Origin of the sequence: Nonomuraea sp. NPDC050663, from assembly GCF_044456985.1 — a bacterium.
Taxonomy (GTDB): Bacteria; Actinomycetota; Actinomycetes; order Streptosporangiales; family Streptosporangiaceae; genus Nonomuraea.
On record NZ_JBITGL010000020.1, the window covers coordinates 74,675 to 96,236 of the forward strand.

The following is a 21,562-nucleotide window of genomic DNA, read 5'->3' on the forward strand; positions in this document are numbered from 1 at the left end:
GTCATGAAGCCGGATTCTCCCCCGGCTTCTCCTCCTTGTCCTTGGAAGTGGAGTCACCGGTCTCGGCGGAGGCGCTCTCGCTCGCCGCGTCACCGACCTTCGGCGCCACGGGCTCCGACACCGTCGGCTCGGAGGCCGAGGGCTCAGAGGCCGTGGGCTCGGAGGCTGCCGGCTGGGGTGGTTCTGTCTCCGACGTCGCCGTCTCGGCGCGCGCGGTTTCCGCCGTGCCCTCCGCCGACTCCTCCGCCGGTGGCGCCCCCACGACGACGGGGACGCCCTCGCCCTTGCCGCCGTCGGTGTTGACGATCTCCGGCGTGGTCTTGTCGCGCGTCATGAAGAAGTAGACCAGCGCCCCCACGAACAGCACCAGCGCCGTGTACTGGTTGATGCGCAGCCCGAAGAACTCGACCGCCTGGTTGACGCCGCCGACCGGGTCGGTGCGCAGCCCCTCGATCCAGAAGCGGCCCAGCGTGTAGCCCGCCACGTAGAGCGCGAACAGGCGCCCGTGGCGCAGCGCGAACCGTTTGCCCGCCCACAGCAGCAGGAAGCCCAGCCCGACGTTCCACAACGATTCGTACAGGAAGGTCGGGTGGTAGAGCCCGGTGTAGCCCTCGACGGTGCCGGGACGTCCCGGCTCGATCTCCAGGCCCCATGGCAGGTCGGTCGGCCCCCCGAACAGCTCCTGGTTGAACCAGTTGCCCCAGCGTCCGATCGCCTGGGCGAAGGCGATGCCGGGGGCGAGGGTGTCGGCCACCGCGCTGAGCGACAGGCCGCGCCTGCGGCAGGCCAGCCACACGCCGAAGCCGCCGAGCGCGATCGCGCCCCAGATGCCCAGGCCGCCTTCCCAGATGAACAGGGCCTCGTAGGGCTCCTTGACCGCCTTGCTACCGAAGTAGATCTGCCAGTCGGTGATCACGTGGTAGAGGCGGCCACCGATCAGGCCCCACACGACGGCGGGCACGGCGATGTCCACGATCGTGCCCGGCGCGCCGCCGCGGGCGCGCCAGCGGCGCTCGCCCAGCCAGACGGCGACGATGACGCCGAGCACGATGCACAGCGCATAGGCCCTGAGGGGGATCGGGCCGAGGAACCAGACCGCCTGGGAGGGGCTGGGAATCGATGCTAGGGGCATGTCACGTGAGGGTAGCGGACCCTGGGCTACTTGGCCGCATCCTGAACCGCCTGGCGAAGCCCGTCAGGGGTCAGCTGGTTGCCCTCGAGCTGGGTGCCGTTGAGCTTGATGGTGGGCGTGCCCTGGATCTTGGCGGCCTCCAGCTGGGCGTCGGAGAAGGCGACGTGCGCGGAGAGCTTGCTCTGGTTGCGCACGCAGTCGGCGAAGCCCGGCGTCGTGACGCCGACCTCCTCGCCCCAGCTGACCATGTCGTCGACCTTGAAGCCCTCGACGGTCTCCGGCGGCTGCTCCTCGAAGAGCTTGTCGTGGAAGGCCATCCACTGGCTGCCGCCGGGGATGCACATGGCGGCGGCGCCCGCGCGCTCGGAGTTGCCCTTCGTCGGCTCCATGCTGAAGATCGTCAGCGGGTGGTAGACGACCTTGGCCTTGCCCTCGTAGGCGAGGTTCTTGAAGGTCTGGCCGGAGACCGACTCGAACTCGCGGCACGCCGGGCACTGGAAGTCTTCGAAGACGTCGAGCACGGGCTTCTCGACGCCCTCCTTGGCCATCACGATGGTGCCGTCGGCGGCCACGGTGATCGGCGCCAGCGCCGCCGCGGCGGCCTCCTCGGTCTGGGTGCGGCTGGCGTTGAACCAGTAGCCCGCCCCGACGGCCGCGAGCGCCACCACGCCGGCCGTCACGTACGTGACGATCTTCTTGCGCTTCTCGCGGGCGCGCTCCTCGGCCTGCTGCTGCTTGATCCGGTCGCGCGCCGACTTCTCGCGGTCAGCCTTGCCCATCAGTCGTTCTCCCTCTCGCTCTTGCCGAGACCCAGCTTGGTGTCCAGCGCCAGGCGCCCCGGCGCGAACAGCACGATCCAGGCCGCGCAGACCACCAATCCGAAGTCGCGCACGATGTCGAGCAGGTAGGTCGGCTCCTGGCCCGCCGCCAGTTGCCCGCCACCGCCGAAACATCCACAGTCGATCTTCAGACCGTTGGCCCAGGCCCAGGCGATGCCGAAGACGAACGCCAGCATCAGCAGCCCGCCGAGCACCGCACTGATCCGGGTGAGCAGGCCCACCACCAGCAGGATCCCCAGAATGATCTCAGCGATCGGCAGCAGGTGCCCCACCGTGGTCGCGACCGACTCCGGCAGGAGCTGGTAGGCCTTGACCGCGGTCACGGACTGGATCGGGTCGAGGAACTTCGGCACCCCGGCGGCGATGAGCACGCCGCCCAGGATCAGCCGGGCAACGGTCGTGACCCAGGGTAGCGCCACTGCACCTCTGCGTGACGGTTGCGACGCGAACACGATCGACTCCTATGTGAGCGGGCTTGGGGATCCGCACAGTACCCGGAACCATCCGACCATGCCGTGAATAAGCCTCGGCTAAGCGGTGTGACCACGGTATTGCTGGGCGCGGAACTCACTGGGCGGCATGCCGACCCGGCGGGTAAAGATCCGGGTGAAGTAGGCGGGATCGTCGTATCCCGCCCGCCGCGCGACCGCCGCGACGGGCAGGTCGGAGGCGGCCAGCAGGTCCTTGGCGCGGTTGAGCCTGATGGCCAGCAGGTAGTCCTTCGGGCTGGAGCCGGTCAGCCGCTTGACGATGTGGCGCAGCTCCGACAGGGGCACGCCCAGGCGCCTGGCGTGCTCGGTCACCGGGATGGGCAGGCAGGCGTCCCTGGCCAGCGCCTGCAGCAGGGGGTCGGCATGCTCCGCCGTACGGCTGCGCCTGATGGCCATGAGCACGCCGTGCACCAGAGAGGAGGCCTCGACCTGGGCGTAGGGTCCCTCTTCCCGGCAGACCCGCGCGACGCGGCCGATCTCGTGCGCCACCGGGTCGGCCGTCTCCAGGGGTTGCACGCCGGTGCCGATGAAGCCCAGTTCGGCGTAGGCCGCGGCGGCGGGGCCCGCGAAGTCGACGAACCACTCGGTCCACTCCTCGTGCGGGCCGTAGTGGTGGGCGACGCCCGGTGTCAGCCACAACACGGCCGGGGCTTGCACCGGGACCTGACCGAACCAGCCGGAGCCCGCGGTGACCAGGACGGCGACGTGGTGCGGCAGGATGCGCGGACCGACGACGGGCAGGCGGCCCTCCTGGTGGCCGACGCCGAGGCAGGCCAGTCCCAGGTCGAGGTGGAGCGGGTCGGGAGTGAGGTAGCGCGACCAATGGTGATACATCAGTCCAACACCCCATCCAGATTTGTCCATCGACCACGGCCTCGCTGACCTGCGAAATTCTATCCATGTCCCGAAATTTCGTTATCGATGGCGAGTCGTTCAAGCTCGACGGCCAGGACTTCCGCGTCCTGTCAGGCGCGCTGCACTATTTCCGCGTCCACCCCTCCCAGTGGGCCCACCGGCTGCGCATGCTGCACGCGATGGGGCTCAACACCGTCGAGACCTACGTGCCGTGGAACCTGCACGAGCCCCGGCCCGGCGAGTTCCGCGACCTGGAACTGCTGGGGGCCTTCCTCGACGCGGCGGCCGACGAGGGTCTGCTGGCCATCGTGCGTCCTGGGCCCTACATCTGCGCCGAGTGGGAGAACGGCGGCCTGCCCTGGTGGCTGACGGACGTGCGGCTGCGCACCTCCGATCCCGGCTACCTGCGCTACGTGGACCGCTTCTTCGCCGAGCTGATCCCCTCGGTGGCCGAGCGGCAGATCACCCGCGGCGGCAACGTGATCATGGTCCAGGTGGAGAACGAGTACGGCTCGTACGGCACCGACCAGGCCTACCTGCGCCACCTGGCCGACGAGCTGATCGCGCACGGCATCGAGGTGCCGCTGTTCACCTCCGACGGTCCGGGCGACTGGTGGCTGACCGGCGGGACCGTGCCCGGACTGCTGGCGACCGTCAACTTCGGCTCCGAGCCCGAGCGCGCCTTCGAGACGCTCAAGCGGCACCGGCCCGGCGAACCCCTGTTCTGCATGGAGTTCTGGTGCGGCTGGTTCGACCACTGGGCCGGCGAGCACATCACGCGCGAACCGGCCGACGCGGCCGACTCGCTGGAGCGCATGCTGGCGATGGGAGCCTCGGTCAACATCTACATGGCCCACGGCGGCACCAGCTTCGGCTCCTGGTCGGGCGCCAACCGGCACGAGGCCTACCACGCCACGGTCAGCTCCTACGACTACGACGCGCCCATCGCCGAGAACGGCGCGCCGACCGAGAAGTTCTGGCTCTTCCGCGACATCCTGCGCCGCTACAACCCCGACGTGCCCGAGGTGCCGCAGGCGCCCGCCGCTCTCCCGCCGTCGGCCGTCGCCCTGACCGGGTCCGTACGGCTCTCCGACGCGGGCACCGGCATCCGCTCGGCCAGCCCGTTCCCGCCCACCTTCGAGGAGCTCGGGCTGGAGCACGGCCTGGTCTCCTACCGCACCCGCGTCCCCGGGCCGCGCGAGCCGTACAAGCTGGTCGTCGACGGCCTGCACGACCGGGCGCACGTGTTCGTCGACGGCGAGCTGCGCGCGGTGTTCTCCCGCGACGCCGACGACACGCTGGAGATCCCGGGACCGGCCGAGATCGAGTTGCTGGTGGAGTCCATGGGGCGCACCAACTTCGGTCCGCACCTGGGCGAGCGCAAGGGCATCCTGCGCGGGGTGCGCCACCACCAGCAGTTCCTGCACGACTGGGAGGTGACGGCCTACCCGCTGACCGTGCCCGGCGGGTTCGGCGAGGTCGTGGCCGAACCGCGCCGCTTCTTCCGGGGCGAGTTCGAGGTCGCCGAGCCGGGCGACACCTTCGTGGAGCTGCCCGGATGGGGCAAGGGGTACGTCTGGGTGAACGGTTTCTGCCTGGGACGATACTGGGAGCGCGGGCCGCAGCGTCGCCTGTACGTGCCCGCTCCCCTGCTGCGTGAGGGGGCCAACGAGATCGTGGTGCTGGAGCTCGACCAGGTGGGGCCGCTGGAGGTTAAACTTGAACAGTAGTTGAGTGCTTGCTACCGTTCAAGTTATGGAGAACGAGTTAAGCCCTCAGGACGCCCTGCAGCACGCCGGCGATGTGGGCCGCAAGACCCGGCGCCCGGTCAGAACCGCCGGGTGGGTCTTCCTCGGCGTTGGTGTGGCGACCATGGTCTACTGGCCGGCCGGGACCGTGGCGACGTTCGCCTTCGCCACCTTCGTGTTCCGCGAAGACCCGCTGACGTCCTGGCTGCTGGTCGCGCTGGCCGTACTCACTGGACTCCCGGCGGTCTACGGCGGCTGGCGCATTCTGCGAGCAGCGCGGTGAGCCATCCGCGTCACCAGCTCGACGAGGTCATCCACGCCCCCGTCCGGCTGTCGATCATGGCCGCGCTGGCCGCCACCGACCTGGCCGACTTCCGGTTCCTGCGCGACACGATCGAGGTCAGCGACTCACTGCTGTCGAAGCACCTGCTGACCCTCGAGCAGGCGGGTTACGTGCGCATCGAGAAAGCCTTCGAGGGCAAGAAGCCCCGCACCTGGCTGTCGCTCACCGATGCCGGCGCGAAGGCCTACCGGGACTATCTCGACATCCTGAAACAACTGACCGCCGGGTCCTGACGGACCCGGCGGTCAGTTGAAACTCACGTTTCAGCGCTGCCGCACGCCCTCGGCCAGCTCTTCGGCCAGCTTGCGCACGGCGGCCAGGCCGGACGCCTCGTCGGGCGCGTCGAGGAGCAGGCGGATGAAGGCGGAGCCGACGATGACGCCGTCGGCGTAGGAGGCCACCTCGGCGGCCTGGCGGCCGGTGCCGATGCCCAGGCCCACGCAGACCGGCAGGTCGGTGTGGGCGCGGGTGCGCGCGACCAGGCCCTCGGCGGCGGCGTTGACCGAGTCACGCGCGCCGGTGATGCCCATCAGCGAGGCGGCGTAGACGAAGCCGGTGCAGCAGTCGACGACCGCCTTGATGCGGTCGGGCGTGGAGCTGGGCGCGACCAGGAAGACCGTGTCGATGCCGGCCTCGGCCGAGGCGACCCGCCACGGCTCGGCCTCCTCGGGGGTCAGGTCGGGCGTGATCGTGCCGGTGCCGCCGGCGGAGGCCAGGTCACGGGCGAACCGGTCGGCGCCGTAGCGGTCGATCGGGTTCCAGTAAGTCATGACCAGCGTGGCCGCGCCGGTGGCGGCGACGCCCTCGACGGTGCGCATCACGTCGGCGATGCGGGTGCCCTGGCTCAGCGCCACGTGCACGGCGTCCTGGATGGTCGGGCCGTCCATCAGCGGGTCAGAGTACGGCAGGCCGATCTCGATGACGTCGCAGCCCGCCTCGACCATGGCGGCGGCGGCCTTGACCGCGCCCTCCTTGGTCGGGAAGCCGGCCGGGAGGTAGCCGATCAGTGCCGCGCGGTTCTCGGCCTTCGCCTTGGCGAAAACGTCCTGGAGAGTCGTCATGATCACAGTCCAAAGTACTTCATGGCGGTGCCCATGTCCTTGTCACCGCGACCGGAGAGGTTCACCAGGATCGTCGCCTCCGGGCCGAGCTCCTGGCCGAGCTTGAGCGCGCCCGCCAGGGCGTGGGACGACTCGATGGCGGGGATGATGCCCTCGGTGCGCGCCAGGAGCGAGAAGGCGGCCATCGCCTCGTCGTCGGTGACGCCGTGGTAGGTGGCGCGGCCGGAGTCCTTCAGCCAGGCGTGCTCGGGTCCGACGCCGGGGTAGTCGAGGCCGGCCGAGATCGAGTGCGACTCGATGGTCTGGCCCTCGTCGTCCTGCAGCACGTAGGTGCGCGAGCCGTGCAGGACGCCGACGCTGCCGGCGGTCAGGGTCAGGGCGTGCTCGCCCGACTCCAGGCCGCGCCCGGCGGCTTCGTAGCCGTGGATCTGCACGTCGCGGTCGCCGATGAAGGCGTGGAAGATGCCGATGGCGTTGCTGCCGCCGCCGACTGCCGCGCAGACCGCGGTGGGCAGCTGGCCGGTCAGCTCCAGCATCTGGCGGCGGGCCTCGACGCCGATGATGCGGGCGAAGTCGCGCACGATCTCGGGGAAGGGGTGGGGCCCGGCGACGGTGCCGAACAGGTAGTGGGTGGAGTCGACGTTGGTCACCCAGTCGCGGAAGGCCTCGTTGATGGCGTCCTTCAGCGTCTTGCTGCCGTTGTGGACGGGCACGACGGTGGCGCCGAGCAGCTTCATGCGGGCGACGTTGAGCGCCTGGCGCTCGCAGTCGACGGCGCCCATGTAGATGACGCACTCCAGGCCCATGAGGGCGGCGGCGGTGGCGGTGGCGACGCCGTGCTGGCCCGCGCCGGTCTCGGCGATGACCCGCTTCTTGCCCAGCCGCTTGGTCAGCAGCGCCTGGCCCAGCACGTTGTTGATCTTGTGCGCGCCGGTGTGGGTGAGGTCTTCGCGCTTGAGGATGACGCGGGCGCCCCCGGCCTCCTCGCTGAAGCGCGGCACGTCGGTCAGCGTGGTCGGACGGCCCGCGTAGGTGCGCAGCAGGTGGTCGAACTCGCGGATGAAGCTCGCGTCGTTCTTGGCCTTCTCGTAGGTCTGGGCGACCTCGTCGAGGGCCGGGATGAGCGCCTCGGGAACGTAACGGCCACCGAAGATGCCGAACTTGCCCCGCAGGTCGGGGTCGTTGCCGTAGGTGCCGTTGCCCGCCAGATCCGCTGCGGTGAGGATGGTGCCGTCGTGTGCCACTGCTGTCTCTATCCCTCTGATCCGTGGTCGGGACGCGTGGCGGGGTGGGCGCCGGCCGTCACCAGCGCCTCCACGGCCTTGCGTGGGTCTTTGCCGGTCACCAGGCTCTCGCCGACCAGGACGGCGTCGGCACCGGCGCGGGCGTAGGCGAGCAGGTCGTGCGGGCCGCGCACGCCGGACTCGGCGATCCTGATCACGCCGTCGGGGATCTTCGGCGCGATCTTGCTGAAGACGTCGCGGTCGACCTCGAGCGTCTTGAGGTTGCGCGCGTTGATGCCGATGACCTTGGCCCCGGCGGCCAGCGCCCGCTCCAGCTCCTCCTCGGTGTGCACCTCGACCAGCGGCACCAGCCCGATGGACTCGGCCCGCTCGATCAGCGACACCAGGGCCTCCTGCTCCAGCAGGACCACCATGAGCAGGGCCAGGTCGGCGCCGTGCGCCCGCGCCTCCCACAGCTGGTAGGAGGTGACGATGAAGTCCTTGCGCAGGATCGGGATGTCGACCCGGGCGCGCACCGCGGCCAGGTCGGCCAGGCTGCCGCCGAAGCGGCGCTCCTCGGTGAGCACGCTGATGACGTGGGCGCCGCCCGCCTCGTAGTCGGCGGCGAGCGCGGCGGGGTCGGCGATGGCGGCCAGCGCGCCCTTGGACGGGCTGGAGCGCTTGACCTCGGCGATCACCGACACGCGGGCGCCGCCGAGCGCCGCCATGACGTCGCGTGGCGCGGGAGCCCGCCCTGCGCGCTCCTTGAGTTCGTCGAGGGAGGTGGTCTTCTGCCGCTCGGCAAGGTCCTCGCGGACGCCAGCCATGATGCCTTCGAGCACGCCGAGGCCACCCGCCGCGGAAGATTCTGTCCGCTCACTCACGCGCTTGGGGTCCCTCCGGTCGACTGTGTGGGGGTGGGCGAGATAAATCACATCCCCGCCTCGCTGCGATGGTATCGGCCTCACCGGGCTCGGCTGACCGCCGGGTCCCGGCTACGGGACGCTACGGGGCCAGGAAGGCCCCGAACGGCAGGTTGCGCACCACCCAGTAGACCACGAGCACCCCGATGAAGCCCCAGATCACGGCCGGACGCGGCAACGACAGGCGTCTGCCGCCCCAGGCGGCCGTCATCCAGCGGGCCCACCACACCACCAGCACCGGCACCATGACCACCAGCAGGGGGTTCATGGACATCGCCGCGCCCAGGTCGAAGGTGGCCATGCCGTGGACGGCGCGCAGCGTGCCGCAGCCGGGGCAGTACAGCCCCGTCACCCAGTAGAACGGGCAGACGGGGTAGTGGCCGGGCTCGTTGGGGTCGACCATCCCGACGAAGACCACTCCGGCCAGCGTGGCCGCGGCCACACCGGCCGGCGCCAGGAGCGCCCTGCCCCTCGATGCCTGTAGCGCCGTCATCGCCCCAGATTAGCTGTAGCTGGAGTAGGACGAGAGCGCCGCGCCCAGGACGACGAAGTAGATCACCGCGAAGATCAGCCAGAGGCCGACGACGATGTAGGAGGTGACCAGACCGGCCACCGCCATGCCCCTGCCCTCCTCGCCGGTGCGCTTGACCTGGTTGAGTGCCATGTGTCCAAGAATGATGCCGACGACCGAGCTGACGCCGCACAACACCAGGCCGACCAGGCCGCACACCAGCGAGGCAATCGCCATGCCGTTGGTCTTGGTGGGCGGGGGCGCGCCGTAGCCGCCGGGCTGGCCGTAACCGCCGGACGGGGGCTGGTAGCCGCCGTAGGGCTGGCCGTAACCCTGCTGGGGGCCCGAGCCGTAGCCGCCGCCGCTCGGGGGCTGCTGGCCGTAACCGGGCTGCTGGCCATAGCCGGGCTGCTGCTGCTGGCCGTAGTCGGGCTGGCCGTAACCACCACTGCCGCTCGGGGGCTGCTGACCGTAGCCGCCCTGGCCGTATCCGGGCTGCTGGCCGTAACCGCCGCCGCCACCGCTCGGCGGCTGCTGGCCGTAACCGCCGCTTCCGTCCTGGGGACCGTAGGTCATCGTCTGCACTCCTCTTGGCTTTTGAGGCTCGCAGTTTACCGACAAACCGCCATCTCAAGGAGATACCTCACGAGGTTGGATCCTCTCCCCTGTCGAGGGCGTCCCACATGGACCGGTCGCCGTCCTCGGTCCTGGGCCGGTCTCTGCCGTACCTCTCCGACATGGCCTGCCAGCGCACCCCGCGCACGACCGTGGCGATCCCGCCGAGCAGGACCAGCAGGCCGCCGCCGATGGCCACATACGGCCACGCGGTGCCGAACGGCCCCCAGGAGGCGATCACGATGATCACCCCGCACAGCGCGATGAGCCCGCCCACGATCCTGCGGCCCAGGCCCTTGGCGGCCAGCACCGCCACCACGCCCGCCAGCGCGGCCAGGGCGGGAGGCGTCAGGGCGGGAGCGCCCGCCGGGTCGGAGGCGGCGCCCCACGCGCGGCCGGCCGCCAGCAGCGCGGCGGCGGAGCCGAGCGCCGTCACGCCCAGCCAGAGCCACATCTCGCGCTTCACGACTGCTCGATCAGCCCGGCGTCGAAGCAGGTGCGGTCGCCGGTGTGGCAGGCCGCGCCCACCTGGTCGACCTTGACCAGGAGGGTGTCGCCGTCGCAGTCGAGCGCCACCGACTTGACGTGTTGCACGTGACCCGAGGTGTCGCCCTTGGCCCAGTACGCCTGGCGGCTGCGCGACCAGTAGGTGCCCCGGCCCGTGGTGAGCGTGCGATGCAGCGCCTCGTCGTCCATCCAGGCGAGCATGAGCACCTCGCCGGTGTCGTACTGCTGGACGATGGCGGGCACGAGCCCGTCGGCGGTGCGCTTGAGCCGCTCTGCGATCGCGGGGTCGAGGGACATGCGGCCATTCAACCAGGTCCGGGGGCCAGTCCAGGGATCGCCCCGATCCGCCGATCTCCCGCCTGTCCTACCCGGCGCCGGCCACCGCGTCGGGGACCGAGTCGTAGATGGGGAAGAGCCTGGCCAGATTGGTCCGGCTGAAGGCCCGCAGCGGCTGCCCGCCGGGCGCCACCAGCGCGAGGCTGCCTCCGCGCCGCCGCAGGCCGTCGAGGAGACGCACGAACATGCCCAGGCCGGTCGTGTCGATGAACCGCACGCCTGTCAGGTCGACGATCAGGCACGGGCCGTCGATCGCGACGATGCCGTCGAGCCGCTCCTTCAGCCGGTCCACGCTGTCGAGGTCGACCTCGCCCTCCAGGGCGACGACGGTGTGCCCTCGCTCGCACCGCTGCGTCATCTCCAGCATGCTCATGGGCCCTACTCCCAGGCGATGCCGATATTTCCGCCCTGACCGTACACCCGGACGTCCATCACCGCCCGTGCATTGGCCATGACGGACCGCTGCGATACGCTCGCCCTTGTGCTCGGCGCGCCCACGACCGGTTCCGCGCTCAACCCGCGGCTGGGTGATCACGTCTGCTTGCCGTTCGACACCGACGGCGAGCGGATCGCCGCCGCGCGGGCCATCACACTCAACGGGTTGCGCGAAGGGCGGCTGGTGCTGCTCGTCACCGAGTCCGACTCCCCGCAGCAGGTGCGCCGCCATCTCGTCCCGCCCGGCGACGACGGAGCGGGAGAGTGGTTCGACGTCGAGGCCGCGGAGGCGAGCGGGCGGCTCACGATCCTGCCCGCCGACGAGAGCCATTTCAGCCAGGGACGGTTCGACCCCGAGATCGCGCTGACGTGCCTGGCGGCGTTCGGCCGCCAGGCCGAACGCCTCGGGGCGCGCGGCGTGAGCGTGCTCGTCGACGCCTCCTGGCGGCTGCGCGCCGATCCCGGCCGGTCGCTGGAGGTGGAGGCGCGCGGCAACGCGCTGTTCGCCGAGCGCTGGATGGCGCTGGTGTGCCAGTACGACCGCCGCCGGTTCAGCGGCGAGGCGGTCGACCAGGCCGCGGCCGTGCACCCGATCACACCGGGAGAGGCCGAGCTGCGGTTCGCGTGCACGCCCGGCGGGCTGGCGTTGTCGGGCGAGATCGACGGCACCAACATCGCCGCGCTGGCCTCGGTGCTCGACACCCTCGTGCCGATGGCGCGTGCCCTCACGATCGACGCCACCGCGCTCGGCTACCTCGACGCGGAGGGCGCCAGGCTGCTCGCCCGCACCGCCGAGCTGCGCGACGACGAGACGGTGATCCTGTGCTCGCCCGCGGTGGCCCGGCTGCTGTCGCTGATCAGGGCCGACGACGTCGACAGGCTGTCGGTGCGGCCGGCGGGCCCGTGACCGGCGATCGCCGGGCCGACGGCGACACCCCGGGTGAGCCGGGCTCCGACGGACCCCGATACGCCGCGTCCTTCTCGCGAGGCCGGATCACCGCCGTGCGCCAGGCGGTGAGCGAGCAGGCGGCCGGGTGGGGCCTGTCGGGCCGGGCCCTGGAGGACTTCGTCCTGGCCGTCAACGAGATCGTCACCAACGCCGTCCTGCACGGCGGCGGCTCGGGCGAGCTGCTCCTGTGGTGCCAGGACGGCCGCCTGTGGTGCGAGGTGAGCGACGCGGGCCCTGGCATCCCCGCCGCGTGGATCGACCGCGACCGGTTGCCGACGAGTTTCTCCGGCGGCGGGCGCGGCATCTGGCTGATCCGCCGCCTGTGCTCGCAGATCAGCTTCGTGACCGGCCCCGCCGGCACGATCGTGCGCTTCGCCGCACGAACCCCATGAGCCCCATGAGCTCTCTCTCATGAGTCGGAAAACCCGTTGAGCCTCCCCCGGCCCGCCGCCTACCTTCGCCCGGTGACTCTCGAACCCCTGCGCTGGCAGCTCCACGTCTCCTGGTCCCTGCTGACCCACCACCTCGACCGCCTGACCGAGGAGGAGGCCCTGTGGCAGCCCTCGCCGCAGTCGTGGACCGTACGGCGCGGCGAAGGCGGCTGGCTGGGCGACTGGATCATGCCGGAGCCCGAGGACGGCCCGCCGCCGTCGGTCGCGTGGGTCACCTGGCACATCGGCCTGTGGTGGAGCTCCGCCTACGACCACACGTTCGGTACGGCACGCGGCCAGGCCTTCTCCTGGGACGACAAGGTCCGGACCGTGATGTGGCCGGGCGACGTGCCGTCGACGGTCGCCTGGCTGACGGCGCTGCACGACCAGTGGTCGGCGGCACTCGACACGGTGACGGATCTCGGCGAGGAGGTCGCCTGGTTCCCGCACCCGCTCGGCCACGTGATCGGCTGGGCGAACGTCGAGCTCATGAAGAACGCCGCCGAGGTCGGCCAGGGCCGCTTCCACTACCGCGCCGCCCACGCCTGACGTTGTCGGGCTCCTGGCGATCGGGGATCATGTGCACCGTGTCGCCGCGTCTGGCCCTGGTGGGGCTCCTGCTGGCCGTCTCGCTCCCGGCGTGCGCCTCGGCGCCGGAGCGCCCGTCCGCCGCGCCGGGTCTCGCGCTCGTCCCGCAGCCCGCGTCGGTGACCCGGCCGGAGGGCTCCGCCGTACGGCTCGACGCCGGGTCGGTGATCCTGATCGGTCCTGGCCAGCCGGAGGAGATCCAGGCCTTCGCCGGGCAGTTGCGCGAGGTCACGGGGCTGCCGCTGCCGGTGCGTGAGTCCGGTGAGGCGGCGATCACGCTCGACGCCCTGGGTCCGGCGGAGCTGGGCCGGGAGGGCTACCTCCTGAAGGCCGACGGCCGGATCACCCTGCGTGCGCACACCGCCGAGGGGTTGTTCCGCGGGCTGCAGACCTTGCGGCAGTTGCTTCCGGCGCGGCCGGGCGGCCAGGTGAGCGTGCCCGCGGTCGACGTCTCCGACCGCCCGCGGTTCGCCTATCGGGCGGTGATGCTCGACGTGGCGCGCAGGTTCGTCCCGGTCGAGCAGGTCAAACGGTTCATCGACCAGGCCGCGCAGTACAAGATCAACGTTTTCCACTGGCACCTCACCGACGACCAGGGCTGGCGGGTGCCGGTCGAGGGGTATCCGGCGCTCACCGGGGTGGGCGCCTCCACCCAGGCGGGCTGGCGCGGCGGTCCGTGGTTCTACACCGCTCAGGAGATCCGCGACGTGGTCGCCTACGCCGCGGCGCGCTACATGACGGTGGTGCCCGAGATCGACGGTCCCGGTCACACCGCCGCGGCGATGGCGTCGGTGCCGGAGCTGAACTGCTCGGGGCGCGCCCGCGAGCCGTACCAGGGCTTCGACGTCAAGGTGAGCGTGTTGTGCCTGAAGAACACCGAGGCGGTGGGCAGGTTCGTGTCGACGGTGTTCCACGAGGTGTCGGCGTTGTTCCCCGGTCCTTACCTGCACATCGGCGGCGACGAGGTGCCTTCGACCACGGCCGCCGACTATGCCGCCTATATCCGGACGGCAGGGGAGGCGGTCACCGCCAACGGCAAGCGGGTGATCGGCTGGCACCAGATCGGCGAGGGCCCGTTGCCGCCGGGCAGCGCGGTGCAGTACTGGGCGCCCGACGGCGAGGACTCCGACCTGGTCGCCAAGGCCCTCGCGCAGGGGGCGAAGGTCGTCCTGTCGCCCGCCGACCGGGCCTACCTGGACATGAAGTACGCCGCCGACACGCCGTACGGCCTGCGCTGGGCCGGGTTCGTGCCGGTGGAGAAGGCCTACGCGTGGGAGCCGACCGAGCTGCTCGGGCTGCGGGAGGAGCAGATCCTCGGGGTCGCGGCGCCGCTGTGGTCGGACCGCGCCTACCAGGACAGCACGAGCCTGCCGACCTCGCACGAGCAGTACCCGGAGCCGTCGGTCTACCTGGACCACATGGCCTTCCCCCGGCTGCCCGCCCTGGCGGAGGTCGGCTGGTCGAGCGCGGACAGCCGCGACTGGGACGGGTTCCGCTCGCGGCTGTCGCCCCACGCGGCGCGCTGGGAGGCTCAGGGGATCGGCTTCCACCGCTCGCGCGAGATCGAGTGGGCCGGGTGATCCGGTCCCGTTGAGGCGCGGAGCGCCGCGAGCGTCCAGCCGAGCGCCGGGGCGTGGACCTGGGGCGGGTCCCACGCGTTGATCACGGCGAGCAGTTCGCGGTAGCGCGCCCAGCGCGGGTCGTTCGCCTCGGCCAGGCGGGTCGCCAGCCGTTCCGGGTCGCCCGGCTCCCCTCGTTCACGAGCGTGGTATCGCACGAGGTCGTCGACGATCTCCCCGGCCTCGGGCGAGGCCGGGTCGAGCTCCGGCCGCGCCCGCATGACGGCCACGGCCACGACGTCGGGCCGCAGCCCTTCCGGCCGCTCGGCCACGAACCCCCCGGCCATACGCGCCACGGCCTCGCGGAAACCGTCGTCCTGCGTCAGCTCGGCCAGCTCCACCCACGCCACCACCTGCTCGTCGGAGGGGTCGTCGGGCAGTTCCGGCGTCACCGACCGAACGACGCCCTCCCCCAGCGCGGCGAACACCTCGCCGGTGAAGTCGTCGACCAGCCGCCGGCGTTCGGCGGCCGACAGGCTCGCGAGTCTGTGCATGAGATCCATCTCCTCGGGGCTCGATCCGCGCCTGGCCACCGCCGTGAGCACGGCGCGGCGCGACCGGAGGGTGCGGATCTGCACCTCCAGCGCGCGGGCGTGCGCGTCGGCGACCTCGGCGAGCGTGCTCTCCCGCTCCACGACCTTGCGCACCGTCGCCAGGTCGACGCCCAGCGCCCGCAGCGTGCGCACGAGTTCGAGCCGCGCCACGGCGTCGCCGTCGTAGACGCGGTGTCCCGCCGTGTTGCGCCCGGTCTCGGGGACGATGCCGCGGTCGGCGTAGAAGCGGATGGCCTTGACCGTCAGCCCGGTGCGTCCGGCCAGCTCACCGATGGTGTACATGCCGACCACCCTGCCCGCTCCCCCTGGGGGAGGCGCAAATCGTCTCATCGCCGCATTCGGACACGCGGGTGACCTTCACGGCCTGGTGGCCCGCAGGAACGACTCGGCGAAGATCTCGCACGTCTCCTCGATCCCGTCCGGAGACGACGTCCAGCGCGGCCTGGCCTCGCTCCCCGGCCTGGCCCCGCTCCCCCGCCTGACCTCGCTCCCCGGCCTGGCCCCGCTCCCCCGCCTGACCTCGCTCTCCGGCCTGGCCAGCGCCGGACTCATCAGCAGGTGCATCAGCAGGGGCCCGATCAGCTGCTGCACGAGCAGCGGCAGCGGCATCGCCCGCAGGCGCCCGGCGGCGATCTCGGGCTCGAGGAGCGCGCCGACTCCGGCCAGCATGCGCGGCGCCACCAGCTCGAAGACGCGGACGGCGGGCCCGTCGGGCCGGGCGAGCAGGTCGGCCATGAGGGCGCGCATGAGCGGCACCTCCCGGCCGAAGGCGGCCAGCAGCGCCCGGTAGAGCCCCCTGATCTTCTCCTCCAGCGTGGCCGGAGGGTCGGCGGCCAGCGCTTCCACCTCCGGCAGCGGGCTGTAGCGCTCGAACAGGGCGGCCAGCAGGCCGTCGCGTCCCTGGAAGACGGTGTGCAGGCTGGGCAGCGAGCACCCCGCCTCGGCGGCGACCGCCTCCAGGGTGAACCCGCCGAGCCCTCGCTCGGCGAGCAGGCGCCCGGCCGCCTCGACGGCGCGCTCGCGCACCGGGAGTCGTGCTCCGGCGTCGTGCCCGGCCGCCCGCAGGGCCGCGTCGAGGGCGGTGCGGGTGCCGCCCAGCCGGCGCAGCAGGGTGCTGCGCGAGATGCCCGCCGCCGCGGCGACGGCGGTCAGCGGCACCTGCGACACGTCCTGCCCGCGTTCCCGCGCGGCCGCGAGGGCCGCTGTCACGAGATCGTCCATGACAGTGACATTACTACATACTTGACATCGTTCCAGATGCCACGTCTACTCAGTTTCATGGAGACAACGACGACGACAACGCTGATCGCCGGAGGCGGCCCCGCAGGGATGATGCTCGGCCTGCTGCTGGCCCGCGCCGGCGTCGAGGTGACCGTGCTGGAGAAGCACGCCGACTTCAACCGCGACTTCCGCGGCGACACCGTGCACGCCTCGACCATCCGGTTAATGGACGAGCTGGGCCTGGGCGAGGGCTTCCGCGCCATGCCGCAGAGCCGCCTGGGCAACTTCGAGCTCCCCGCGCCCGACGGCGGCACGGTGGTGCTGGGCGACTTCGCGACCCTGCGCCCGCCGTACGACTACATCGCGATGGTGCCACAGTGGGACCTGCTCGACTTCCTGGCCACCGCGGCGGGCAAGGAGCCGGGCTTCACGCTCCGGCACGACACCGAGGTCACCGGCCTGATCAGGGAGGGCGACCGGGTGGCCGGGGCGACCTTCCGCACGGCGGCCGGCGAGGAGGGCGAGATCCGCGCCACGCTGACGGTGGCCTGCGACGGCCGGCACTCCACGCTGCGCCGGGCCGCGTCGCTGGTGCCGAAGGAGTATCCGGTGCCTTTCGACACCTGGTGGTTCAGGCTCCCCCGCCACGCGCACGAGCAGGAGGAGATCGCCCGGCTGATCCCGCGCATCAGGGGCGACGAGGTCCTGCTGGGCCTGGTCCGCGAGACCTACTACCAGGTCGCCTACTTCACCAGGAAGGGCTCCGACGCGCGGTTGCGGGCCGAGGGCGTGGAACGGTTCCGCGAGCGCGTGGCGGGCCTGGCGCCCCAGTGGGCCGACCGGGTCGGCCACATCCGCGACATGGACGACCTGCACCTGCTGGACGTCCGGCTCAACCGACTGCCGCGCTGGTACCGCGACGGCCTGCTGTGCATCGGCGACGCCGCCCACGCCATGTCGCCCGCGGGAGGGATGGGCATCAACCTGGCCGTCCAGGACGCGGCCGCGGCGGCCAGGTTGCTGGCCGGTCCGCTCAGGTCCGGCCGGGTGACGGTCGCGGACCTGGCGCGGGTCCAGCGGCGGCGCTGGTGGCCGATGACGGTGATCCAGCGGGCGCAGAGGGTGCTGCACCGGGTGATCTTCGAGGCCGCCTTCGAGGGCAGGCGCTCCGGCCCGCCCGCCGCGGTGTTCTTCCTGGTGCGCCGCTTCCCGGCGCTGCGCGGCATCCTTCCCAGGCTCATCGCCTTCGGCCCGCGACCGGAGCACGCTCCCGATTTCGCGAGGAGATAGTGAACGTTGCGTTTCCAACAGTGAACGAGTACCTTCCTTAGAAGACGATGCGTTCTCTAAGGGGCGGCCATGTCGATCTCGCGGGTCCTTCCCGGACTCCTGCTCGCGATGCTGCTGGCCGCGCTCGACCAGACCCTGATGACCCCCGCGCTCCCCGCCGTCGCCCGCGACCTGGGCGGCCTGGAGCAGATGCCCGCGGTCGTCACGGCCTACCTGGTGACCGCCACGGTGGCCATGCCCCTGTACGGCAAGCTGGGCGACGCCCTCGGCCGCAAGCCGGTCATGCTCGCGGCGATCGCCCTGTTCGTCACCGGCGCCGTCTTGTGCGCCCTGGCCGCCACCATGCCCCAGCTGATCGCCTTCCGCGTGATCCAGGGCCTGGGCGGCGGCGGCCTGATGGTCGGATCGCAGGCGATCATCGGTGAGCTGGTCAGCCCCCGCGAGCGCGGACGTTACCTGGGCCTCATCGGCGCCGCCTACGCGGTCGCGATCGTGGCGGGCCCCCTGATCGGCGGCCTGGTCGTCGACCGGGCGAGCTGGCGGTGGATCTTCGCCATCCACCCGCCCCTGGGCCTGGCCGCCTTCGTCCTGCTGGCGCTCACGCTGCGCCTGCCCCGGCCGTCGCACCACGCCCGCATCGACTACGCGGGAGCCGCCGCGCTGGCCGTCGCGGTCGTCGGCGTGGTCATGCTCGGCCAGACCCGCGAGCCGGTCTGGCTCGCCGTCGCCGTGGCCGGCGCGGCCCTCTGGACGGTCACCGCGCTCAGGGCGCAGGACCCGGTGCTGCCGCCGCGGCTGTTCCGCGACCGGGGCTTCGCCGTGCCGGTGGCCATCAGCTTCCTCATCGGCTTCGCCCTGTTCGGCACCCTGACCTACCTGCCCGCCTACCTGCAGATCGCCGAGGGCGCCTCGGCGACGGGAGGCGGGCTGATCGTGACCGCCCTGATGGCCGGGGTGCTGGTCACCACGGTGTTGTCGGGGCGGCTGATCACGAAGACCGGACGCTACCGCCCCTACCCCATCGCCGGGACGGCCCTGGCCGCCGCGGGCCTTGCGGCGCTGGCCGTCCTGGACCCGGGACCCGTGGCACTCGTGCTGGCGATGCCGGTCATCGGGCTCGGCGTCGGCCTGGTCATGCAGGTCATGGTGCTGATCACGCAGAACGGCGCCTCCCGCGACGACCTGGGCGTGGCCACCGCCTCGGTGACGTTCCTGCGCCAGATCGGCGCCTCGGCGGGGGTGGCCGTCGCCGGAGCCGTGGTCACCGGCGGCGACCTGGCCACGACCGTGCCGCGCGTGTTCGCGATCATGGCTCCGCTGCTCGTCGTCGCCTTCCTGCTCTCGTTCGCCCTGCCCGTGCGCCCGTTGCGCACGACCGCCCACGTCAAGGAGACGGTATGAGTCCCGTCGCGCCCCTGAGCGCCTTCGGCAAGCACGACCTGGACCGGGCGGGAGGAAAGGGCGCCAACCTCGGCGAGCTGGTGTCCCACGGCTTCCCCGTGCCCGGCGGTTTCGTCGTCACGACTGACGCCTACGCTCAGGTCGCCCAGACGGTCGACCTGACGGCCGGGCCCGGGGCGATCCGCGCCGCCTTCGAGCGGGCCGAGGTGCCCGCGCCGCTGCGCGAGCTCATTGCCGGCGCCTACCGTGACCTGGGCGCGGGACCCGTGGCCGTGAGGTCGAGCGCCACCGCGGAGGATTTGCCGGGCGCGGCCTTCGCCGGGCAGCAGGACACCTACCTCAACGTGACCGGCGAGGACGCGGTGGTCGACGCGGTGCGACGCTGCTGGGGATCGCTCTGGACCGACCGCGCCGTCGCCTACCGGGCCAAGCTCGGCCTGGAGGGCGAGGTGCGCATCGCGGTGGTCGTGCAGGTGATGGTCGAGGCGGAGCTCGCGGGGGTGATGTTCACCGCCGACCCGGTGACCGGGGCGCGCGACCGCATGGTCGTCGACTCCAGCGCCGGGCTGGGCGAGGCGGTCGTCTCCGGGCTGGTCACGCCCGACCACTACGTGCTCGACCCCGGCGGCCGCGTCGTCGACTTCACGCCGGGCCGGCGTGAAGTGGTCATCAGGGCCGTCGCCGGTGGCGGCGTCGTCCACGACACCGCCGCCGGCACGCCCGTACGGCTGGGCGAAGGGCAGCTCGCCGAGCTGCTACGGCTGGGCCGCGCGGTGGCCGCCCACTACGGCCGGCCGCAGGACATTGAGTGGGCCGTCGACCACGACGGCACGGTCTTCCTGGTCCAGGCCCGCCCCATGACCGCTCTGCCCCCGCCTCCCCTGAAGCTCAACGCCGTCGAGCGGAAGATGGGCTCGATCCTCCTCGACTACCTGCCGATCAGGCCCTACCCCATCGACATGTCGACCTGGATCCCCCACGGCCCCGTCGGCATGATGTCGAAGATCGGCGAACACTACGGGCTCAAGGGCGTCTTCGCCGGCATCCTTCCCGAGGTCGACGGCGTGGTCGACCGGCTCGTCCCCCGCGCGCCGCGGCCCACGCCCAGGATGCTGGCGCTGCCGTTCCGGCTGGTGGCCCAGGCCCGCCGTCACGATCCGGCCCGCTGGCGCCAGGACCCGCGCTTCACCGCGTTCACGGCGGCGTGCGAGGCGCTGGCCGCCGAGGACCTGGCGGCCATGTCCTGGGAGGAGCTGATCCGGGTCCCCCGCCAGGCGCTCGACCTGGTCGGCTCGGTCACCCGCCTGCGCATCGACTACCTGCCCGGCACCGGGCTGGCGCTGCTCCGGCTGCTGGCCGTCCTGACCCTGACCGGTCGCAGGCGGCGGCTGGGCGACCTGATCGCGGGCGCGCGCACCCGCACCACCGACGCCAACGAGGCCCTCGAACGCCTCGCCGAGCAGGTGCGGGCGACGCCCGGACTCGCCGGCGCGCTCACCCCCGACAGCATCGCGGCCTTCCCGGAATTCGCCGCGTCCTTCGGGGCGTTCCTGGCGGAGTACGGCCACCGCGAGACCGCCTCCCCGATCCTGGTCACCCCGCCCACGATGGGAGAGCAGCCGCAGACGGTCCTCGACACGGTCCGGATGCTGGCCTCCTCGCCGCCCAGGCCCGAGCGCCACGCGCCCGCGGCGTCCAAGCTCGTCAGGGCGGCGCAGGCGGGGGTGGCCTTCCGCGAGGACAGCCACTTCTTCTTCACCCTGCCCCTGCCCGTGCTGCGCGGGTCGCTGCTGGAGATCGGGCGGCGGCTGGCGCAGCAGGGTGTGCTCGACGAGCCGGACGACGTCTTCCACCTGCGCCTGGAGGAGCTGGAGAGCGGCGGCGACGGGCTGCGCGAGACGATGGTCGCCCGCCGGGCCAGGCGTCAGGAGCTGGCCGGGGTGCGGCTGATCGACCCGCGTTCCGTCTTCCCGCCGCGCGAGCACGGCGACGCGCTCGTGTCGGGCACGCCCGGCGGCAACGGCCTGGCCACCGGACCGGTCAAGGTCATCAGGGAGCCGTCGGAGTTCGGCAAGCTGGAGCCCGGAGACGTGCTGGTGTGCCCGTACACCAATCCGTCGTGGACGCCGCTGTTCCAGCGGGCGGCCGCCGTCGTGGTGGACGCGGGCTCGATGGCCTCGCACGCGGCGATCGTGGCGCGGGAGTACGGCATCCCCGCGATCATGGGCAGCGCCGACGGCACGACCGTCCTGCACGACGGCCAGCTGGTGACCGTCGACGGCGACACGGGACACGTCACCGCCGCACCTGTCCCGGAGCCCGCTTCAGAGCCCGCTTCAGAGCCCGCTTCAGAGCCCGCTTCAGAGCCCGCTTCAGAGCCCGCCCCGGGGCCCACCGCGGGACCAACCGAGGGACCAACCGCGGGACCAACCGCGGAGTCCGGCACGCGGGCCGCCACTCGCCGCGGCGCGGATGCGTAGGATCGCCGCC

24 protein-coding genes are annotated in these 21,562 nt (G+C 72.0%); 10 read left to right on the plus strand and 14 right to left on the minus strand.

Going from position 1 to position 21,562, the window contains the following annotated elements:
• Position 1: 1 nt before the first annotated feature.
• The 4 genes from lgt to ACIBH1_RS41205 form a co-directional block, all read right to left on the minus strand.
• Positions 2-1,132, minus strand: a complete 1,131-nt coding sequence (lgt, locus tag ACIBH1_RS41190; protein ID WP_397319506.1) for a prolipoprotein diacylglyceryl transferase — start codon at positions 1,130-1,132, stop codon at positions 2-4.
• Positions 1,133-1,158: 26 nt separating this feature from the next.
• Positions 1,159-1,911 carry a DsbA family protein gene (locus ACIBH1_RS41195; RefSeq protein WP_397319507.1) on the minus strand — a complete coding sequence of 251 codons (753 nt, stop codon included), beginning with the start codon at positions 1,909-1,911 and terminating at the stop codon, positions 1,159-1,161.
• Complete coding sequence (locus ACIBH1_RS41200; protein ID WP_397319508.1) at positions 1,911-2,390, minus strand: MauE/DoxX family redox-associated membrane protein; 480 nt, start codon at positions 2,388-2,390, stop codon at positions 1,911-1,913. Before ACIBH1_RS41200 ends, ACIBH1_RS41195 begins: the two co-directional genes overlap by 1 nt.
• 111 nt (positions 2,391-2,501) lie before the next feature.
• Positions 2,502-3,296, minus strand: a complete 795-nt coding sequence (locus ACIBH1_RS41205; RefSeq protein WP_397319509.1) for an AraC family transcriptional regulator — start codon at positions 3,294-3,296, stop codon at positions 2,502-2,504.
• Between the two features lie 65 nt (positions 3,297-3,361).
• Here ACIBH1_RS41205 and ACIBH1_RS41210 point away from each other — a divergent pair, with 65 nt between their 5' ends.
• From ACIBH1_RS41210 to ACIBH1_RS41220, 3 genes are read left to right on the plus strand one after another with little or no spacing between them, the layout of a single operon-like run.
• Positions 3,362-5,047 carry a beta-galactosidase family protein gene (locus ACIBH1_RS41210; protein ID WP_397319510.1) on the plus strand — a complete coding sequence of 562 codons (1,686 nt, stop codon included), beginning with the start codon at positions 3,362-3,364 and terminating at the stop codon, positions 5,045-5,047.
• Between the two features lie 25 nt (positions 5,048-5,072).
• Positions 5,073-5,348, plus strand: coding sequence for a hypothetical protein (locus ACIBH1_RS41215; RefSeq protein WP_397319511.1), 276 nt, complete (start codon positions 5,073-5,075; stop codon positions 5,346-5,348).
• The gene (locus ACIBH1_RS41220) at positions 5,345-5,641 is read left to right on the plus strand and encodes a winged helix-turn-helix domain-containing protein (protein ID WP_397319512.1); all 297 of its coding nucleotides are present in this window, start codon (positions 5,345-5,347) and stop codon (positions 5,639-5,641) included. The genes ACIBH1_RS41215 and ACIBH1_RS41220 overlap by 4 nt, the downstream gene beginning before the upstream one ends.
• 30 nt (positions 5,642-5,671) lie before the next feature.
• On the opposite strand, the gene trpA is transcribed toward ACIBH1_RS41220, so the two are convergent.
• From trpA to ACIBH1_RS41260, 8 genes are all read right to left on the minus strand, one after another.
• Complete coding sequence (gene trpA / locus ACIBH1_RS41225; RefSeq protein ID WP_397319513.1) at positions 5,672-6,469, minus strand: tryptophan synthase subunit alpha; 798 nt, start codon at positions 6,467-6,469, stop codon at positions 5,672-5,674.
• A 2-nt stretch (positions 6,470-6,471) separates the two neighbouring features.
• Complete coding sequence (gene trpB, locus ACIBH1_RS41230; RefSeq protein ID WP_181608968.1) at positions 6,472-7,677, minus strand: tryptophan synthase subunit beta; 1,206 nt, start codon at positions 7,675-7,677, stop codon at positions 6,472-6,474.
• Between the two features lie 44 nt (positions 7,678-7,721).
• Positions 7,722-8,576: an indole-3-glycerol phosphate synthase TrpC gene (gene trpC / locus ACIBH1_RS41235; RefSeq protein WP_312894244.1), complete on the minus strand. Its 855-nt coding sequence runs from the start codon at positions 8,574-8,576 to the stop codon at positions 7,722-7,724.
• A gap of 121 nt (positions 8,577-8,697) precedes the next feature.
• Entirely contained in the window at positions 8,698-9,108 is a 411-nt protein-coding gene (locus tag ACIBH1_RS41240; protein ID WP_397319514.1) for a DUF2752 domain-containing protein, read from the minus strand.
• A gap of 9 nt (positions 9,109-9,117) precedes the next feature.
• Positions 9,118-9,702 (minus strand): DUF4190 domain-containing protein, encoded by a 585-nt coding sequence (locus tag ACIBH1_RS41245; RefSeq protein WP_397319515.1) that lies wholly within the window; start codon positions 9,700-9,702, stop codon positions 9,118-9,120.
• A 67-nt stretch (positions 9,703-9,769) separates the two neighbouring features.
• Complete coding sequence (locus tag ACIBH1_RS41250; protein WP_397319516.1) at positions 9,770-10,207, minus strand: Trp biosynthesis-associated membrane protein; 438 nt, start codon at positions 10,205-10,207, stop codon at positions 9,770-9,772.
• The gene (hisI, locus tag ACIBH1_RS41255) at positions 10,204-10,545 is read right to left on the minus strand and encodes a phosphoribosyl-AMP cyclohydrolase (RefSeq protein ID WP_397319517.1); all 342 of its coding nucleotides are present in this window, start codon (positions 10,543-10,545) and stop codon (positions 10,204-10,206) included. The genes ACIBH1_RS41250 and hisI overlap by 4 nt, the downstream gene beginning before the upstream one ends.
• Positions 10,546-10,612: 67 nt before the next feature.
• Entirely contained in the window at positions 10,613-10,957 is a 345-nt protein-coding gene (locus ACIBH1_RS41260) for an STAS domain-containing protein (protein WP_397319518.1), read from the minus strand.
• 108 nt (positions 10,958-11,065) lie between these two features.
• Here ACIBH1_RS41260 and ACIBH1_RS41265 point away from each other — a divergent pair, with 108 nt between their 5' ends.
• The 4 genes from ACIBH1_RS41265 to ACIBH1_RS41280 all read left to right on the plus strand — a co-directional run bounded on the left by ACIBH1_RS41265 (position 11,066) and on the right by ACIBH1_RS41280 (position 14,567).
• Entirely contained in the window at positions 11,066-11,926 is an 861-nt protein-coding gene (locus ACIBH1_RS41265; protein ID WP_397319519.1) for an MEDS domain-containing protein, read from the plus strand.
• Positions 11,923-12,360 (plus strand): ATP-binding protein, encoded by a 438-nt coding sequence (locus ACIBH1_RS41270; protein WP_397319520.1) that lies wholly within the window; start codon positions 11,923-11,925, stop codon positions 12,358-12,360. Before ACIBH1_RS41265 ends, ACIBH1_RS41270 begins: the two co-directional genes overlap by 4 nt.
• 72 nt (positions 12,361-12,432) lie before the next feature.
• Positions 12,433-12,948 (plus strand): DinB family protein, encoded by a 516-nt coding sequence (locus ACIBH1_RS41275; protein WP_397319521.1) that lies wholly within the window; start codon positions 12,433-12,435, stop codon positions 12,946-12,948.
• A gap of 38 nt (positions 12,949-12,986) precedes the next feature.
• Entirely contained in the window at positions 12,987-14,567 is a 1,581-nt protein-coding gene (locus ACIBH1_RS41280) for a beta-N-acetylhexosaminidase (RefSeq protein ID WP_397319522.1), read from the plus strand.
• On the opposite strand, the gene ACIBH1_RS41285 is transcribed toward ACIBH1_RS41280, so the two are convergent.
• Entirely contained in the window at positions 14,519-15,442 is a 924-nt protein-coding gene (locus ACIBH1_RS41285) for a MerR family transcriptional regulator (protein ID WP_397319523.1), read from the minus strand. The two genes, ACIBH1_RS41280 and ACIBH1_RS41285, sit on opposite strands and share 49 nt — an antisense overlap.
• A gap of 75 nt (positions 15,443-15,517) precedes the next feature.
• On the minus strand, positions 15,518-16,381 hold the full coding sequence (locus tag ACIBH1_RS41290) for a TetR family transcriptional regulator (protein ID WP_397319524.1): 864 nt from the start codon (positions 16,379-16,381) through the stop codon (positions 15,518-15,520).
• 57 nt (positions 16,382-16,438) lie between these two features.
• On the opposite strand from ACIBH1_RS41290, the gene ACIBH1_RS41295 reads away from it, so the two are divergent.
• The 3 genes from ACIBH1_RS41295 (at position 16,439) to ACIBH1_RS41305 (ending at position 21,552) form a co-directional block, all read left to right on the plus strand.
• Positions 16,439-17,671, plus strand: coding sequence for an FAD-dependent oxidoreductase (locus ACIBH1_RS41295; RefSeq protein WP_397319525.1), 1,233 nt, complete (start codon positions 16,439-16,441; stop codon positions 17,669-17,671).
• Positions 17,672-17,740: 69 nt separating this feature from the next.
• Complete coding sequence (locus ACIBH1_RS41300; protein ID WP_397319526.1) at positions 17,741-19,072, plus strand: MFS transporter; 1,332 nt, start codon at positions 17,741-17,743, stop codon at positions 19,070-19,072.
• On the plus strand, positions 19,069-21,552 hold the full coding sequence (locus tag ACIBH1_RS41305; RefSeq protein WP_397319527.1) for a PEP/pyruvate-binding domain-containing protein: 2,484 nt from the start codon (positions 19,069-19,071) through the stop codon (positions 21,550-21,552). Before ACIBH1_RS41300 ends, ACIBH1_RS41305 begins: the two co-directional genes overlap by 4 nt.
• The last annotated feature ends 10 nt before the right edge of the window (positions 21,553-21,562 follow it).